At 60.9% G+C, this 14,172-nt stretch carries 15 protein-coding genes; 8 read left to right on the forward strand and 7 right to left on the reverse strand.

Annotation, left to right across the window (positions count from 1 at the left end; all coding sequences use genetic code 11):
* Positions 1-8: 8 nt before the first annotated feature.
* Entirely contained in the window at positions 9-1,112 is a 1,104-nt protein-coding gene (gene phnW / locus ENTCL_RS00215; protein ID WP_013364103.1) for a 2-aminoethylphosphonate--pyruvate transaminase, read from the reverse strand.
* Positions 1,113-1,254: 142 nt separating this feature from the next.
* Here phnW and phnR point away from each other — a divergent pair, with 142 nt between their 5' ends.
* The 5 genes from phnR (at position 1,255) to phnV (ending at position 5,929) form a co-directional block, all read left to right on the forward strand.
* Positions 1,255-1,974 carry a phosphonate utilization transcriptional regulator PhnR gene (phnR, locus tag ENTCL_RS00220; protein ID WP_013364104.1) on the forward strand — a complete coding sequence of 240 codons (720 nt, stop codon included), beginning with the start codon at positions 1,255-1,257 and terminating at the stop codon, positions 1,972-1,974.
* Between the two features lie 164 nt (positions 1,975-2,138).
* Positions 2,139-3,152 (forward strand): 2-aminoethylphosphonate ABC transporter substrate-binding protein, encoded by a 1,014-nt coding sequence (gene phnS, locus ENTCL_RS00225; protein ID WP_013364105.1) that lies wholly within the window; start codon positions 2,139-2,141, stop codon positions 3,150-3,152.
* A gap of 5 nt (positions 3,153-3,157) precedes the next feature.
* Entirely contained in the window at positions 3,158-4,267 is a 1,110-nt protein-coding gene (gene phnT / locus ENTCL_RS00230) for a 2-aminoethylphosphonate ABC transport system ATP-binding subunit PhnT (protein WP_013364106.1), read from the forward strand.
* A gap of 1 nt (position 4,268) precedes the next feature.
* Positions 4,269-5,132: a 2-aminoethylphosphonate ABC transporter permease subunit gene (phnU, locus tag ENTCL_RS00235; RefSeq protein ID WP_013364107.1), complete on the forward strand. Its 864-nt coding sequence runs from the start codon at positions 4,269-4,271 to the stop codon at positions 5,130-5,132.
* Positions 5,132-5,929, forward strand: a complete 798-nt coding sequence (gene phnV, locus ENTCL_RS00240) for a 2-aminoethylphosphonate ABC transport system, membrane component PhnV (RefSeq protein ID WP_013364108.1) — start codon at positions 5,132-5,134, stop codon at positions 5,927-5,929. Before phnU ends, phnV begins: the two co-directional genes overlap by 1 nt.
* Before the next feature lie 17 nt (positions 5,930-5,946).
* Here the strand turns inward: phnV and ENTCL_RS00245 are convergent, their stop codons facing one another.
* From ENTCL_RS00245 to murQ, 4 genes are all read right to left on the reverse strand, one after another.
* The gene (locus ENTCL_RS00245) at positions 5,947-6,237 is read right to left on the reverse strand and encodes a YicS family protein (RefSeq protein ID WP_013364109.1); all 291 of its coding nucleotides are present in this window, start codon (positions 6,235-6,237) and stop codon (positions 5,947-5,949) included.
* Positions 6,238-6,269: 32 nt separating this feature from the next.
* Complete coding sequence (locus ENTCL_RS00250; RefSeq protein ID WP_013364110.1) at positions 6,270-7,175, reverse strand: DMT family transporter; 906 nt, start codon at positions 7,173-7,175, stop codon at positions 6,270-6,272.
* Positions 7,176-7,282: 107 nt separating this feature from the next.
* Positions 7,283-8,728 (reverse strand): PTS N-acetylmuramic acid transporter subunit IIBC, encoded by a 1,446-nt coding sequence (gene murP / locus ENTCL_RS00255; protein WP_013364111.1) that lies wholly within the window; start codon positions 8,726-8,728, stop codon positions 7,283-7,285.
* 25 nt (positions 8,729-8,753) lie between these two features.
* A complete protein-coding gene (gene murQ / locus ENTCL_RS00260; protein WP_013364112.1) occupies positions 8,754-9,656 on the reverse strand; it encodes an N-acetylmuramic acid 6-phosphate etherase in 903 nt (300 codons plus the stop codon).
* Between the two features lie 197 nt (positions 9,657-9,853).
* Between murQ and ENTCL_RS00265 the strand changes: the two genes are divergently transcribed.
* Entirely contained in the window at positions 9,854-10,270 is a 417-nt protein-coding gene (locus tag ENTCL_RS00265) for a GNAT family N-acetyltransferase (protein ID WP_013364113.1), read from the forward strand.
* On the opposite strand, the gene ENTCL_RS00270 is transcribed toward ENTCL_RS00265, so the two are convergent.
* Positions 10,267-10,917 (reverse strand): TetR/AcrR family transcriptional regulator, encoded by a 651-nt coding sequence (locus ENTCL_RS00270; protein ID WP_013364114.1) that lies wholly within the window; start codon positions 10,915-10,917, stop codon positions 10,267-10,269. The two genes, ENTCL_RS00265 and ENTCL_RS00270, sit on opposite strands and share 4 nt — an antisense overlap.
* A gap of 79 nt (positions 10,918-10,996) precedes the next feature.
* Here ENTCL_RS00270 and ENTCL_RS00275 point away from each other — a divergent pair, with 79 nt between their 5' ends.
* Positions 10,997-12,499 carry an MDR family MFS transporter gene (locus ENTCL_RS00275; RefSeq protein ID WP_013364115.1) on the forward strand — a complete coding sequence of 501 codons (1,503 nt, stop codon included), beginning with the start codon at positions 10,997-10,999 and terminating at the stop codon, positions 12,497-12,499.
* A 16-nt stretch (positions 12,500-12,515) separates the two neighbouring features.
* Here the strand turns inward: ENTCL_RS00275 and ENTCL_RS00280 are convergent, their stop codons facing one another.
* On the reverse strand, positions 12,516-13,052 hold the full coding sequence (locus tag ENTCL_RS00280) for a carboxymuconolactone decarboxylase family protein (RefSeq protein WP_013364116.1): 537 nt from the start codon (positions 13,050-13,052) through the stop codon (positions 12,516-12,518).
* A 116-nt stretch (positions 13,053-13,168) separates the two neighbouring features.
* On the opposite strand from ENTCL_RS00280, the gene ENTCL_RS00285 reads away from it, so the two are divergent.
* Complete coding sequence (locus ENTCL_RS00285) at positions 13,169-14,071, forward strand: AraC family transcriptional regulator (RefSeq protein WP_013364117.1); 903 nt, start codon at positions 13,169-13,171, stop codon at positions 14,069-14,071.
* The last annotated feature ends 101 nt before the right edge of the window (positions 14,072-14,172 follow it).

Consider the following 14,172-nt stretch of genomic DNA (forward strand, 5'->3'; position numbering starts at 1 on the left):
GTAGTTCCTTACTGTTTCCAGTACATGGCGTGTTCAATGGCGGCGAGCAGGGCGGTGATGTCGGCGTCGTACACCTCACCGATATTACCGATGCGGAAGCAGTCGCTTTGCGATACTTTCCCTGGATAGATAACAAACCCCTGATCTTTCAGCTGCTGATAGAACGCCTTAAAGCGGTACTGCGGCGCCTGCGGCGAAAAGAACGCGGTGATGATCGGCGAATGCAGCGCATCGTCGAGCAGCGGCTGGAAGCCAAGCGCGCGCATGCCCGCCACCAGGCGACGCTGGTTGGCGCTGTAGCGCTGATAGCGCGCCGCCACACCGCCCTCATCGGCCAACTCTTTCAGCGCCTGGGCGAAGGCCAGCACGGTATGCGTGGGCGAGGTAAAGCGCCATTTGCCGTGATTATCCTCCATGCAGCGCCACTGGGCGTACAGGTCGAGCGACAGGGAGCGCGAGCGGCCTTTGCAGGCTTCCAGCGCCGACTGGCGGGCGATCACGAAGGCAAACCCCGGCACCCCCTGAATGCATTTGTTGGCGGAGCTAATCAGGAAATCGATATTCAGCGCCGCGACGTCCAGCGGAATGCCGCCAAAGCTGCTCATCGCATCCACGATGTACTGCTTCTGGTAGCGGCGGGCCAGTTCGGCGACATCGGCGATGGGGTTAAGCATGCCGGTGGTGGTTTCGCAGTGCACCATCGCAATGTGGGTAATGGCGCTGTCCTGGCGGAGGATAGCCTCGATCGCCTGCACGTCCGGGCGCGCCACCTCGCCGCAGTCATACGCGTGATGCGCCACACCCATCAGCGCGGCCATTTCAATCATCCGCGCGCCGTAGGCGCCGTTGCTGACGATCAGCACCTTGCCCTGATGGCCGACGACGGAGCCGAGCACCGCCTCCACCGCGTAGCTGCCGCTGCCCTGCAGCAGCACCGAGGTATAGCCGGGCAGCGGCGTGGCGAGCGCAACCAGCTGCTGGCGGATGGTCTGCACCACGCCGAGATTGTAGTCGTCATCCCAGGTGCAGCTGTCGAACAGCATGGCCTCTTTCACCGTGCGGGAGGTGGTAAGCGGGCCGGGGGTCAGAAGCAGGTAATTACGCGAAGTCATGAGGTTTCACCTTTGGTCTATACCAGATTTGCGATTATCATGAAGAAAAGGGCGCATGAAGGTCAAAGGGAATCTGCGGCTGCAACAAAAAATTCATCTGCCCGTGTATAATGACCGGCAACAAAAACCATAGCGAAACACCATGAAATCACCCGCTGGCGAGTTACCGCAGTATCTGTTGATCAAGGCGCAGCTGCAGGCGCGCATTCAGAACGGCGCGCTGAAAAGCGGCGATAAGCTGCCGTCTGAGCGCGAGCTGTGCGCTATTTTCAACACCACCCGCGTGACCGTGCGCGAGAGCCTGGCGATGCTGGAGTCCAGCGGCGCTATCTACCGCGCCGACCGCCGCGGCTGGTTCGTGACGCCGGCGCGGCTGTGGCTGGATCCGACCCAGAACACCAACTTCCACCGGCTGTGCCTGGAGCAGGGGCGCGAGCCGAAAACGGCGCTGCTCGACGGGCGCGTAACCACCGTACCGCTGGACGTGATGGCTCCGCTGGCGCTGCAGCCCTTTGACCAAATCTACCTGCTGACCCGCCTGCGTTACGCCGACGGCCGCGCGGTGTGCTACTGCGAAAACCACTGCCTGCCCGCCCGCGTGCCGGAGCTGCTGCGCCACGATCTCAACGGCAGCCTGACGGAGATTTATCAGACCCATTACGGCCTGATCTATACCAGCATGCACCTGACGTTCTACCCCACTTCGATGCCGCCGCAGGCCGCAGAAGCGCTGGGGGTCATGGAGGGGCGTCCGGCGCTGCTGCTGCGCCGCCTCAACTACGATCAGCACGGGCGCATTCTCGATTTTGATATCGAATACTGGCGCCACGACAGCCTGCGCATCGAAGTCGATACCCACTGAATACCCGCCTCTGCCCGGCATCCTCGCCGGGCTGCTATTTCCCTGTTCGCCGCGAAAAACGGTACTGACGTTTTTCTTTCATCTTTCTGTCACAAACTCCGGTTAGCGTGAAAAACAAATCTGGTGTAGACCAGAATACTTATCAACTCCACGAGGCTAACACGATGAAACTCACCCGACTTGCTCTGTTGTCCACGCTCGCCCTCCTAAGCAGCCCCGTCTGGGCGGATGGCGTAGTGACGGTATACTCCGCCGACGGTCTGCACGACGGCGACAACAGCTGGTATCAGAATCAGTTCGACGCCTTTACCAAAGCCACGGGCATTAAGGTGCAGTACGTTGAGGGCGGCTCCGGCGCGATCGTCGAGCGGCTGGCCAAAGAGCGCAGCAACCCGCAGGCCGACGTGCTGGTGACGGTACCGCCGTTCATTCAGCGCGCGGCGGCGGAAAAGCTGCTGGCCGAGTTTAAACCCGAGTCCGCCGCGCAGATTGCGGGCGCTACCGATCGCTACGCGCCGCTGGTGAACAACTACCTGAGCTTCATCTACAACGACAAGGCGCTGAAGGCAGCTCCGGCGACCTGGCAGGAGCTGCTCGACGGCCGCTTTAAGAACAAGCTGCAGTACTCCACGCCGGGGCAGGCCGGAGACGGTACGGCGGTGATGCTGCAGACGTTCCACAGCTTTGGCGGCAAAGACGCCGGTTTTGACTATCTCGGCAAGCTGCAGGCCAACAACGTCGGGCCTTCCGCCTCCACCGGCAAGCTGACGGCGCTGGTCAACAAAGGCGAACTGTACGTCGCCAACGGCGATCTGCAGATGAACCTGTCGCAGATGGCCCGCAACCCGAACGTGAAAATTTTCTGGCCCGCAGACGCCAAAGGCGAACGCAGCGCGCTGGCGCTGCCGTATGTAATTGGTCTGGTCCAGGGCGGACCGCAAAGCGAAAACGGTAAGAAACTCATTAACTTCCTGCTGACGAAAGAGGCGCAGAGCAGCGTCAGCGCCCTCTCCTGGGGGATGCCGGTGCGCAACGACGTGACGCCGACGGATGCCAATTACCAGGCCGCAAAAGCCGCGCTGGACGGCGTGAAAAGCTGGGCGCCGAACTGGGATGACGTTGCGGTTTCTCTGCAGGCAGATATTGCCCGCTGGCATAAAGTGACCGACAGCGAGTAAGCGTGATGTTGATGAAAAATACGACCTTCCAGCCTGGCGTGTGCGCGGGAACCTCCGGGATAACCCTGGATTCGCTGCGCGTCTCCTACCACGGCAACGTGGTGCTCAAGCCGCTGTCATTGACCATCGAACCCGGTGAAGTGCTGGCGCTGATCGGCCCCTCCGGCTCGGGGAAAACCACGGTGCTGCGCGCCATTGCGGGGTTTGTGCAACCGGCTGGCGGACGTATTTTGATTGGCGACACGGACGTCACCCGCCTGCCGCCCTACAGGCGCGGCCTGGGCATGGTGGTGCAAAACTACGCCCTGTTCCCGCACATGAAGGTAGAGGATAACGTCGCCTTCGGCCTGCGGGCGCAAAAGCAGCCCAACGCGCTGATTGCCGGGCGGGTTGCCGAGGCGCTGAAAATCGTCGGCATGTCGGATTACGCAACCCGCTACCCGCATCAGCTCTCCGGCGGCCAGCAGCAGCGCGTGGCCATCGCCCGCGCCATCGCCGTCCGTCCGCGGGTGCTGCTGCTTGATGAGCCGCTGTCGGCGCTGGATGCGCAAATCCGCCATTCGATGGTCGAGGAGATTGCCCGCCTGCACCGCGAGCTGCCCGAACTGACCATTCTCTATGTCACCCACGATCAGACCGAAGCCCTGACCCTGGCCGATAAAATAGGCATCATGAAGGACGGTTCGCTGATTGCCCATGGCGAAACGCATGCGCTCTATCACCATCCGCCTAACCGTTTCGCCGCCGAGTTCCTGGGGCGCGCCAACATTCTCGCCGCGACCGCGCTGAACGCCTCGCCGGCGGCGGGGATGGTTAACGTCAGCTGCGGCGGAACGCTGGTAAACGCCTGGAGCCAGGGGATGCACCACGGCCATAACAAGCTGCTGTGCATTCGCCCCCAGCACATGAGCCTGACGCCGCGTTCGGTGCAAAGCAACCGCCTCAACGCGGTGCTGACGTCGGTGCACTGGCAGGGGGATTTAACCCATCTGCTGTGCGATGTCGCCGGTGAAATGGTGCGTATCGTGCTCACGCAGGTTAACCCACTGCCGCGCGCGGGCGACCGGCTGGCGCTCTACTTTGAACCTGGCGACGCCGTACTGATCGAGGTGTGATATGTCGATATTGATGACGCTGGAACGCTCGGCCGCGCAGGCGCGTCGCGGTCTGTGGGTGGTGCTGCCGCTGCTGGTGCTGGCGACGCTGTTTTTCTATCCGCTGCTGCTGATTGTCGAACAGGCGCTGCGCGATACCAGCGGCCACTGGAGCCTTGATACCTTCTGGCAGGTGGTGGAGTCCCGCCGTTTTAGCGGCGCGCTGCTCAATACCCTGCAGATTGCGGTGTTCGCGACGCTGGGCTGCCTGGTGCTCGGCAGCGTACTGGCGCTGATTCTGGTGTTTATCCCTTTTCCCGGCAGCGCCCTGATGGGGCGGGTGATCGATACCTTCATCGCCCTGCCGACTTTTTTAATCACCCTCGCTTTCACCTTTATCTACGGGTCGGCGGGGCTGCTTAACGGCTCGCTGATGGCCGGGTTCGGCTTCGCGCTGCCGCCGGTGGATTTTCTGTACTCCATACAGGGCGTAATCCTCGCCGAAATCACCGTGTTTACGCCGCTGGTGATGCGCCCGCTGATGGCGGCGCTGCGGCAAATCGATAAAAGCCAGCTGGAGGCCGCCAGCATTCTCGGCGCGCATCCGTGGCGGGTGATGGCGCAGGTTATTTTTCCGGCGGCGCTGCCCGCGCTGCTGGCGGGCGGAAGCCTGTGCCTGCTGCTGACCACCAATGAGTTCGGCATTGTGCTGTTTATCGGCGCCAAGGGCGTCAACACGCTGCCGATGATGGTCTACAGCAAGGCGATTCTCGAGTCTGACTACGGCGTGGCCTGCATGGTAGCGTTGCTCAATATCCTGCTGTCGCTGGGGCTATTCCTGCTCTACCGCGTGGCGGCCTCCCGTACCGGCATAAGGAGCGCATGATGTTAATCTGGTCCTCGAAAGGGCGTATCGCCGCGGGCGCGCTGGCGGTAACGCTGTTCGCCGTTTTCTTCTTTCTGCCGTTGGCGGTGATTTTGATGTCCAGCCTGAGCCAGCAGTGGAACGGTGTGCTGCCGTCCGGGTTTACGCTGGCGCACTTTGTGAACGCGTTTCGCGGCGCGGCCTGGGATGCGCTGTTCTCCAGTCTGACGATCGGTTTTTGCGCCAGCCTGTTCGCGCTGCTGTGCGGCGTCTGGGCGGCGGTGGCGCTGCGTCAGTACAGCGGCCGGGTGCAAAAATATCTGGGGATGGCGTTTTACCTGCCGAGCGCGATCCCGTCGGTATCGGTCGGGCTGGGGATTCTGGTGGCCTTCAGCCAGGGGCCGCTGCAGATGAACGGGACGTTCGGGATTGTGCTGGCGGCGCACTTTGTGCTGATTTCCGCCTTCACCTTCAGCAATGTGTCGACGGGGCTGGCGCGCATTTCTGCCGATATTGAAAACGTCGCGTCGAGCCTCGGCGCCTCGCCGTGGTACAAGCTGCGCCACATCACGCTGCCGCTGCTGATGCCGTGGATGCTCTCCGCGCTGGCGCTCAGCCTGTCGCTGTCGATGGGAGAGCTGGGGGCCACGGTCATGATTTACCCGCCGGGCTGGACGACGCTGCCGGTGGCGATTTTCAGCCTGACCGACCGCGGCAATATCGCCGACGGCGCGGCGCTGACCATCGTGCTGGTGGCGATCACGCTGCTTTTGATGATGAAGCTTGAGCGTATCGCCCGACGGTTAGGCCAGCGCTAAACCGCTGCCGTGCCCGGCTACAGCGCCGGGCATTTCACTTTACCGATCGCCTCTTTGTAGCCCTGCTTGTTATTGCGCTCCAGCTCCAGCGTGGCGTTGCGGACGTTGAGTTTATTGTCCTCGGAGGCCAGCACTTTATTCGCGAAATCATTGTCGCTGAGGGTGGTCTTCGGCTTGCAGGCGGCTTTGATATCTTTTATTACCTGCTGCTTTTGTTGCTCAAACTTCAGGCCTTCCAGCGGAGAGCTGGCAACCACGGCCGGGGCGCTCAGCAAGGCGGCGGCGCACAGTAAAGATGCGAATTTCATCGGATGACCTCCCGTCAGATGTAATGATTCAACTATAACGTGGGCTTCGTCCTTTTGCGCGAATCCAGTGAAATCAGCACCACGGACGACAGAATAAGCAGCGTGCCCAGCCAGTCCGGCAGCGCAAAACTCACCCCCAGTAATATCACAGACAGCAGGGCGCTGCTGAGCGGTTCGGCACAGCTCAGAATGCTGGCCTTCGGGCCGCCAATCATCTGCGCGCCCTTCAGATACAGGCTGAAGGTGAGCGAGGTGCCAATCACCACCAGGTAGAAAAACGCCAGCACCAGGCTGCCGTTCACCACAAACGTCTGGCTCCTGTCCGCATAAAACGGCAGCAGAAACGCGCCGCCCAGCAGCATGCTCCAGCCGACGATCGTCAGCGTGCCGTAGCGGGCGATAAGCGTGGAAGGGTAAGTGGTGTAAAACGCGGCGGCAAAGGCGGAGGCGATACCCCAGAATACCGCGGCAGGCGATACCGAAAGCGACGTCGGGTTGCCGTGGGTCACCAGCAGAAAGGTGCCGATAAGCGAGGTGAAAATCGCGGCGAAGACCAGCGGCCCGGGGCGCGCTTTTTTCACCAGCGCAAACCACGCCACGATAATGGTCGGCGATAAAAACTGCAGCACCGTCGCGGTGGCGGCGTTGGATTTTTCAATCGTCAGCAGAAAGGTCAGCTGCACGGTCAGCGCGCCGACCAGCGAAAATACCAGCAGGCTGAAGGCGTCTTTACGGTTTTTCAGAATACGGAAAATTTTGTCGCCATGAACGAAAGCGAGGGTGAGCAGGATGAACCCGGCGAACAGCAGGCGCACCATGGTCAGAAACGGCGATGACATCTGGCTTTGCGCCATAATGTACTGCGCGCAAACCCCTGAACTGCCCCACAATACGGCGGCGATCAGTACGTTAAGCATCCCTTTTCTGGTGGAGCTCATCTTATCCTCGTCAGCGTTTTTTGGTGTGAGGGCATCATAGCACAGGCGAAAAAAAAGGAGGCCGAAGCCTCCAGAAATCAAGGAGTACCGCAAGGCTGATGGGGGAATCAGCTTAAATCGACATTTTTACTGCCAAACAGCCAGGTCAGCACAAAGCCGCAAAGATAGGCGACGCACAGGCCAGCGGCGTAAACCGCCATCCCGGCGTAGATGCCGTGGCCGGAGGTCATCAGCGGCAGCGCCACCAGACCGGACGGGCCAAACACGGTATTAAGCCCCACCGGCAGCCCCATCCAGGCGACCAGGCCGATAAAGAACCCGCCGCAGGCGCCGCCGAGGCAGGCGGTGATAAACGGCTTCATGCGCGGCAGCGTAACGCCGTAAATCAGCGGTTCGCCGACGCCGAGCAGGCCCGGGATAATCGCGCCTTTAATCTGCGTACGCAGCAGCGCGTCTTTTTTGGCGCGGAAGTAGAGCGCCAGCGCCGCGCCGACCTGCCCCGCGCCCGCCATCGCCAGGATGGTAAACAGCGAGTTGAAGCCCTGGGCATCCATCAGCGCGAAATAGACCGGCACAAATCCCTGGTGCACGCCGAACATCACCGCCAGCAGGAACAGACCCGCCAGCACCGCCGAACCGAACGGGTTGCCGTTAAGGTGCAGGAACAGCCACGACATGCCGGTGAACAGATACCCGCCTATCGGCATAATCACAATAAAGGTAACGGCGCCCATGATAAGCAGCGTGACGGCGGAGGTGAGGATCATGTCGAGGTTCGCGGGCATGATGCTGCGCACGCGGCGCTCGACCCAGGCGCCGATGATAGATGCTATCAGTACGCCGATGATGTTGCCGCGCGGATCGATCCCATGGCCGAAGAAGTTCGAAATACCGGAGTAGAAGCCGACCGTGGCGTCCGGGTTATAGCCCAGCACGAACAGCGCGGCGATGATCGCCCCGTTGACGCCGGAGCCGCCGAACGCCTTCTGCGCGTTATAGCCAATCAGAATACTCAGGAAGGTGAACATTCCCTTACTGAACACCTTCATGTAGCCGATAATTTCGACCAGAACCGCATTCGGATGGGCATTCTCCAGCACGAACGCCTGCTCTGCCAGCGTGGCGAAGCCCAGCAGCAGACCGACGGCGATAAATCCGGGAATCAGCGGGGTGAAGATGGTCGCGAATTTCGCCAGAAACTTTTGTAAGCTGCTGGTCTGCTTGCCTTTCAGCTCCTGCTTTTTCGCCGCCGCCACGTCCGCCAGCGACTGGCCTGACGCCGCCCCGAGGGCCGGTTCGTTCTCCATCATCTGGTTCATCATTTCCGCGGCGGTCTGCGCTTTACCGGGGCCGAGCACCACCTGGAACTGATCGTCGCTGACGATAACGCCCATCACGCCGTCAATCTGGCGGATAGCGGCAACGTCAGTGAGCGCATCATTACGTAACGTCAGGCGCAGGCGGGTCATGCAGTTTCCGACCTGGGCTACGTTTCCGGCGCCGCCCACGTGGGACAGGATCCGGGCTATCATCTCTTTCGTTATTTTGGCCATTCAGCGTTACCCGTACGTATAGAGATCAGGCCTGCTGCAGCGCCTGACGAATAAATCCATGATGTTGCGAAAGCAGGCGTTTCGCATCGTCGGCGCTCAGCCCCGCCATCACCATGACGATCGCCGTTTTGCAGTGGCGGCTGCAGGCGTCCAGCGCGGCCTGCGCTGTCGGGCGGTCGCAGTCGGTGGCTTCCATGACGATGGAGACCTGGCGCTCAATCAGCTTGGCGTTGGTGGCTTCGACATCCACCATCAGGTTGCTGTACACCTTGCCGATGCGGATCATCGCGCCGGTGGTTATCATATTCAGCACCAGCTTCTGCGCGGTGCCCGCCTTCAGACGGGTAGAGCCGGTGACCACTTCCGGGCCTACCGCCGGCGTGATGGCGATATCCGCCAGCTGCGCCATCTCGCCGTGCGGGTTGCAGCTGACAATCGCCACGCAGGCGTTCAGGCTTTTGGCGTACTCCATGGCGCCGATCACGTACGGCGTGCGGCCGCTGGCCGCCAGGCCGACCAGCACGTCCTGGGCGCTGAAGCTGATGGCTTTAAGATCGTCCGCGCCCTGCGTTTTGTTGTCTTCCACGCGCTCAACGGCGCTTAAGATAGCCTTGTGTCCCCCGGCAATCAGCCCGACGACCTGTTCAGGGCGGGTGCCGAAGGTGGGCGGACATTCGCTGGCGTCAAGAATGCCCAGGCGCCCGGAGGTGCCTGCGCCGATATAGATCAGACGGCCGCCGTTTTGCAGCGCGGCGGCGACCTTATCAACCACCTGCGCAATCTGCGGCAGATAGGGGGTGATGGCGTGAGGCACCTGCTGGTCTTCACGGTTGATCACCGCCAGCATCTCTTCGGTGGACAGGGTGTCAATGTGGGTGCTGTTGGCGTTGCGACGCTCGGTCAGCAGTTTACTCAGGTCGATACTCATACTTGCCTCGTATTCATCAGATGCCATCAGTATAAGGAATAAATTATTCCATTGATGTGAAGATAATCACGATAAGATTACGGCTTCACCGTCATTACTGCAATGTTGAGGAATTTTTTATTATTACATGAACGACGAAAAAGATGTGCAATAGTGTAGAACACCACGACGCGCACAATAAGAAAGGAGCCAGGCCGATGCAGATTAACGTGACGGATACGATTACCGCTGAGGATCAACACGAGCTGCTGGAGGGGTTAAGAGCCTATAACCGCCAGTTTATTGATACTTCCGGCTGGGGGAACCTGGCGGTGTATGCCCGCGATGGGCAGGGAAAAATGACCGGCGGGTTAATTGCCGACCGTAAAGGCGACTGGCTGTGCATCAGCTATTTATGGGTCAGTACGCAGGCGCGCGGCAAGGGGCTTGGCAGCCAGCTGATTCGCGCCGCCGAGGAAAATGCCCGTACCTACGGCTGCCGCCACGCGCTGGTGGACACCATCAGCTTTCAGGCCAGACCGTTCTACGAGAAGTACGGCTTTACGCTCAAAACCACGCTTGATGATTTCCCCCAGGAAGGCATGCAGCGCCACTATCTGATCAAGAGCATTTAACCGGCAAGACCCTGGCGCATCAGCGCCAGGGCGTGGCGCACGATAGTCTCCGGCGCCACCGCGTGCAGCCGTTCATCGCTGCGTATCCGGGAGAAAGGCACCAGCACCAGGCTTATCAGCGTCGTGATGAGCAGCTCCGGTGCCAGCCCGGGGTTCAGTTTGCCCGCCTGCTGCCAGCGCGCCACTGTGCTCAGCATCTGGTGATATTTCTCGTCGCCGAAGCGGGCGTGCATGTGCTGGCGCAGCACCGGCATCTCGCCAATCATCTCCTGCATCCACAGCGGCGCGAACCATGCGTGCTGTTCCGCCAGCTCCGCCAGCACCTGCACCATCAGGGTAAAGGCGGTGACCGGGTCGTCCGGGTGCCGGCTAAACACCGTGCTGATGCGGTTGCGCAGCGGCATGAAGCGTTCCTCCAGCAGCCGGTCGACCAGCGCGTCGCGGCTGGTGAAGTAGTAGTGCAGCATGGCGGGCGTCACACCGGCCTCTTTAGCTATCGCATTCAATGAGATATGGGCGATACCGTGGCGGGCGAACAGCTGCAGGGCGATGTCCATCAGCTGTTCGCGGTTGGCGGTACCGGCGGCTTTACCGCGCGGGCGCCCCGGACGACGGGGGGCGGCGTTATTGTCGTTTCGTGCTGTCATCGGCTGACTGTCTCTTGACCTGAATCCTGATTTACTCAAATATTAATTATGCAATTAATTAATTTCAAGTGAGCCTGGTATGGAATCGCACACAATGACGCAGCCGCTGACGAGCGTTCGTTCGGTCCGTTTGCTGTTCAGCGCGCTGCTGCTGGTGATGCTGCTGTCGGCGCTCGATCAGACCATTGTCTCGACGGCGCTGCCGACGATTGTCGGCGAACTGGGCGGGCTGGACCAGCTCTCCTGGGTGGTGACGGCCTATATTCTGACCTCAACTATCGTGGTGCCGCTGTACGGTAAGTTTGGCGATCTGTTCGGCCGCAAGCGGGTGCTGCAGATTGCCATCGTGCTGTTTCTTGTCGGCTCCGCCCTGTGCGGGATGGCGCAGAACATGACGCAGCTGGTGCTGATGCGCGCCCTGCAGGGGCTGGGCGGCGGCGGCCTGATGGTGATCAGCATGGCGGCGGTGGCGGACGTCATTCCACCCGCCGATCGCGGTCGCTATCAGGGGCTGTTTGGCGGCGTTTTTGGCCTTGCGACGGTGATTGGCCCGCTGATTGGCGGCTTTATCGTGCAGCATGCCTCCTGGCGCTGGATTTTTTATATCAACCTGCCGCTTGGCGTGTTTGCGCTGCTGGTGATCGGCGTGGTGTTTCACAACAGCAACGCCCGCCGCCAGCATGAGATTGACTGGCTGGGCGCGGTCTACCTGAGCATGGCGCTGCTGTGCATCATCCTCTTTACTACCGAAGGCGGTACGCTGCGCCCGTGGAACGACCCTCAGCTGTGGTGCATCCTGGCGTTTGGCCTGGTGGGGATTGCCGGGTTTATCTATGAAGAGCGGCTGGCGTGGGAGCCTATTATTCCGCTGTCGCTGTTTCGCAACCGCAGCTTTCTGCTGTGCAGCCTGATTGGGCTGATTATCGGCATGTCGCTGTTTGGCTCGGTCACCTTCCTGCCGCTGTATCTGCAGGTGGTGAAAGGGGCGACGCCGACCGAGGCGGGGCTGCAGCTGATCCCGCTGATGGGCGGTCTGCTGCTGACCTCGATTATCAGCGGACGCATTATCAGCCATACCGGGAAGTATCGCCTGTTTCCCATCGCCGGGACGCTGCTGGGCGTGGTCGGGATGGTGCTGCTGACGCGGATTACGATTAGCTCGCCGACCTGGCAGCTGTACCTGTTCACCGGCGTGCTGGGGATGGGGCTCGGCCTGGTGATGCAGGTGCTGGTGCTGGCGGTACAGAACTCGGTGGCAGCGAACATGTACGGGGTGGCGACCTCCGGGGTTACGCTGTTCCGCTCGATTGGCGGCTCGATCGGCGTGGCGCTGTTTGGCGCGGTGTTCACCCATGTGCTGCAGTCAAACCTGACGCGCCTGCTGCCGGAAGGCGCCGAGATCCCGCACGGGATGAACCCGGTGGCGATTCACCACCTGCCGGACGCCCTGCGCGGTGACTATCTGGATGCTTTCGGCGCGGCTATCCACGCCGCATTCCTGATGGCCGCCTGCATTATGGTGCTGGCCTTCGCGCTGTCGTGGTTCCTGCGCGAAGCGCCGCTGAAGAAGGCGCATCATTGAATACGGCGCGGGCGGGTTACTCTGCTTTCGGGAAATCAATGACCGGGTCAATGACGCGATTTACCATATTGGTAAACAGAATAGCGCTGACCGCGCTCAGGGTCTCAATTACCTGCTGGTCGTTAAACCCGGCGTTGCGAAACGCGCTGACGTCGGCTTCCGGCAGGGTATTGCGCGTGCTCACCACCTTCTGCACGAATTTCACCAGCGCGTCCAGGTGCGCATCTTCCGGGTAGTCGCCGCGGCGCAGGGCTTTCACCTGCTCCGGCGTGTAGCCGGCCATTTTCGCCATCATGGTGTGCGCGGCCAGGCAGTAGTCGCAGCCGGTCGCTTCGCTGACCGCCAGGTTAATTGCTTCCTGCTCACGTTTACTCAGGCTGCTTTTATGCAGCATGGCGTTGTGCTGTAACGCCTGGGCCATGACTTCCGGCGCATGACCGCCGATGGCGAGATAGGTATTCGGCACTTTACCCATCATTTTCCTCATGGCGGCAAACAGGTCGGCGGTTTTTCCCGTAGCGTCTTGTTCACGAATATCAGCTAAGCGGCTCATGGTTTTCTCCTTAGGTAGCGGGCGCCTTGCGGCGATGAGCAGAGAATACGGGCTTTTGCTGTGCTAGACTGACCCTTGTCGTCTCATTTTTTTGTCTTATCGTCTCAACTGGATCTATGGATACGCTCAGTCATCTGTTGGCGCTGCTGTCGCCGCGCTGCGAGGTTAACCTGCACTGCCGGTTTGGCGGCCGCTGGCAGGCGGGGCACGATCAGCTCACCGCCGGGGTGGTGCCGTGGCACGTCATTTTGCAGGGCGAAGGGCGGCTGGTGATGGGGGGACAGACCTTCCGGGTGCAGCAGGGGGACGTCGTACTGCTACCGTACGGTTCGCCGCATATGATTGAGAGCCTGGTGGACTGGGGGCAGGTGCTGCCGGTCGCCCAGCGTTTCAACGGCACCGTGACCGAACTGCGTACCGACGGCGGCGAGCCGGTAGAGATGCTGTGCGGCGAGTTCTATTTCGGCCCGCACATCGGCTGGCTGTTCGCCGACTCCCAACCGCTGATTCACCTGCATACCCACGATCGCCACGATTGCCCGGAGCTGGAAACGCTGCTGAATATGCTGGTGCGCGAGAGCCTGGCCGGACATAACGGAAGTGCCGCCATTGTGCAAAGCCTGGCCACCACGTTCCTGGCGCTGCTGATGCGTATTCTGATGAGCAGCCGGACGCCGCCTGCCGGGCTGTTGCGCCTGATGACCGATAGCCGTCTGACCGCCGCCGTGATGGCGGTGCTGGAAAATCCTCAGCAGTCATGGACGCTGGAAAGTATGGCGGCCCGCAGCTTTCTTTCCCGCGCCACCTTTGCCCGTCATTTCGCCAGCAGTTACCACCTGACGCCGCAGACCTGGCTTACCCGGCTGCGGATGGCGATGGCGGCTCGTCTGCTGGTGGCGCACCGGCAGCGCAACATCGAAGAGGTGGCTGCGGAATGCGGCTTTCGGTCGCTGGCCTCATTTTCGCGGGCGTTTAAGAAAGCGTATGGCGTGACGCCGGGGGAGTGGCGACTGCGGTAGGCATTGCTAAATAGCGTTTACGTCTTATCTATTCCTTTTCATTTTTTAACCTGCCTCGCCCGAGCCGCTATAGTCTTTCCTGTACCGAATCAAACACATCG

Origin of the sequence: [Enterobacter] lignolyticus SCF1 (assembly GCF_000164865.1) — a bacterium.
In the GTDB taxonomy this organism is placed as follows: Bacteria; Pseudomonadota; Gammaproteobacteria; order Enterobacterales; family Enterobacteriaceae; genus Enterobacter_B; species Enterobacter_B lignolyticus.

What these genes read in the sequence shown, in the direction of transcription:
- phnS (WP_013364105.1), top strand. Translation starts at nt 2,139, where the DNA reads ATGAAACTCACCCGACTTGCTCTGTTGTCCACGCTCGCCCTCCTAAGC.
- phnU (WP_013364107.1), top strand. Translation starts at nt 4,269, where the DNA reads ATGTCGATATTGATGACGCTGGAACGCTCGGCCGCGCAGGCGCGTCGC.
- ENTCL_RS00245 (WP_013364109.1), bottom strand. Translation starts at nt 6,237, where the DNA reads ATGAAATTCGCATCTTTACTGTGCGCCGCCGCCTTGCTGAGCGCCCCG.
- murP (WP_013364111.1), bottom strand. Translation starts at nt 8,728, where the DNA reads ATGGCCAAAATAACGAAAGAGATGATAGCCCGGATCCTGTCCCACGTG.
- phnT (WP_013364106.1), top strand. Translation starts at nt 3,158, where the DNA reads ATGTTGATGAAAAATACGACCTTCCAGCCTGGCGTGTGCGCGGGAACC.
- phnV (WP_013364108.1), top strand. Translation starts at nt 5,132, where the DNA reads ATGTTAATCTGGTCCTCGAAAGGGCGTATCGCCGCGGGCGCGCTGGCG.
- ENTCL_RS00265 (WP_013364113.1), top strand. Translation starts at nt 9,854, where the DNA reads ATGCAGATTAACGTGACGGATACGATTACCGCTGAGGATCAACACGAG.
- ENTCL_RS00270 (WP_013364114.1), bottom strand. Translation starts at nt 10,917, where the DNA reads ATGACAGCACGAAACGACAATAACGCCGCCCCCCGTCGTCCGGGGCGC.
- ENTCL_RS00250 (WP_013364110.1), bottom strand. Translation starts at nt 7,175, where the DNA reads ATGAGCTCCACCAGAAAAGGGATGCTTAACGTACTGATCGCCGCCGTA.
- ENTCL_RS00280 (WP_013364116.1), bottom strand. Translation starts at nt 13,052, where the DNA reads ATGAGCCGCTTAGCTGATATTCGTGAACAAGACGCTACGGGAAAAACC.
- ENTCL_RS00285 (WP_013364117.1), top strand. Translation starts at nt 13,169, where the DNA reads ATGGATACGCTCAGTCATCTGTTGGCGCTGCTGTCGCCGCGCTGCGAG.
- ENTCL_RS00275 (WP_013364115.1), top strand. Translation starts at nt 10,997, where the DNA reads ATGGAATCGCACACAATGACGCAGCCGCTGACGAGCGTTCGTTCGGTC.
- phnR (WP_013364104.1), top strand. Translation starts at nt 1,255, where the DNA reads ATGAAATCACCCGCTGGCGAGTTACCGCAGTATCTGTTGATCAAGGCG.
- phnW (WP_013364103.1), bottom strand. Translation starts at nt 1,112, where the DNA reads ATGACTTCGCGTAATTACCTGCTTCTGACCCCCGGCCCGCTTACCACC.
- murQ (WP_013364112.1), bottom strand. Translation starts at nt 9,656, where the DNA reads ATGAGTATCGACCTGAGTAAACTGCTGACCGAGCGTCGCAACGCCAAC.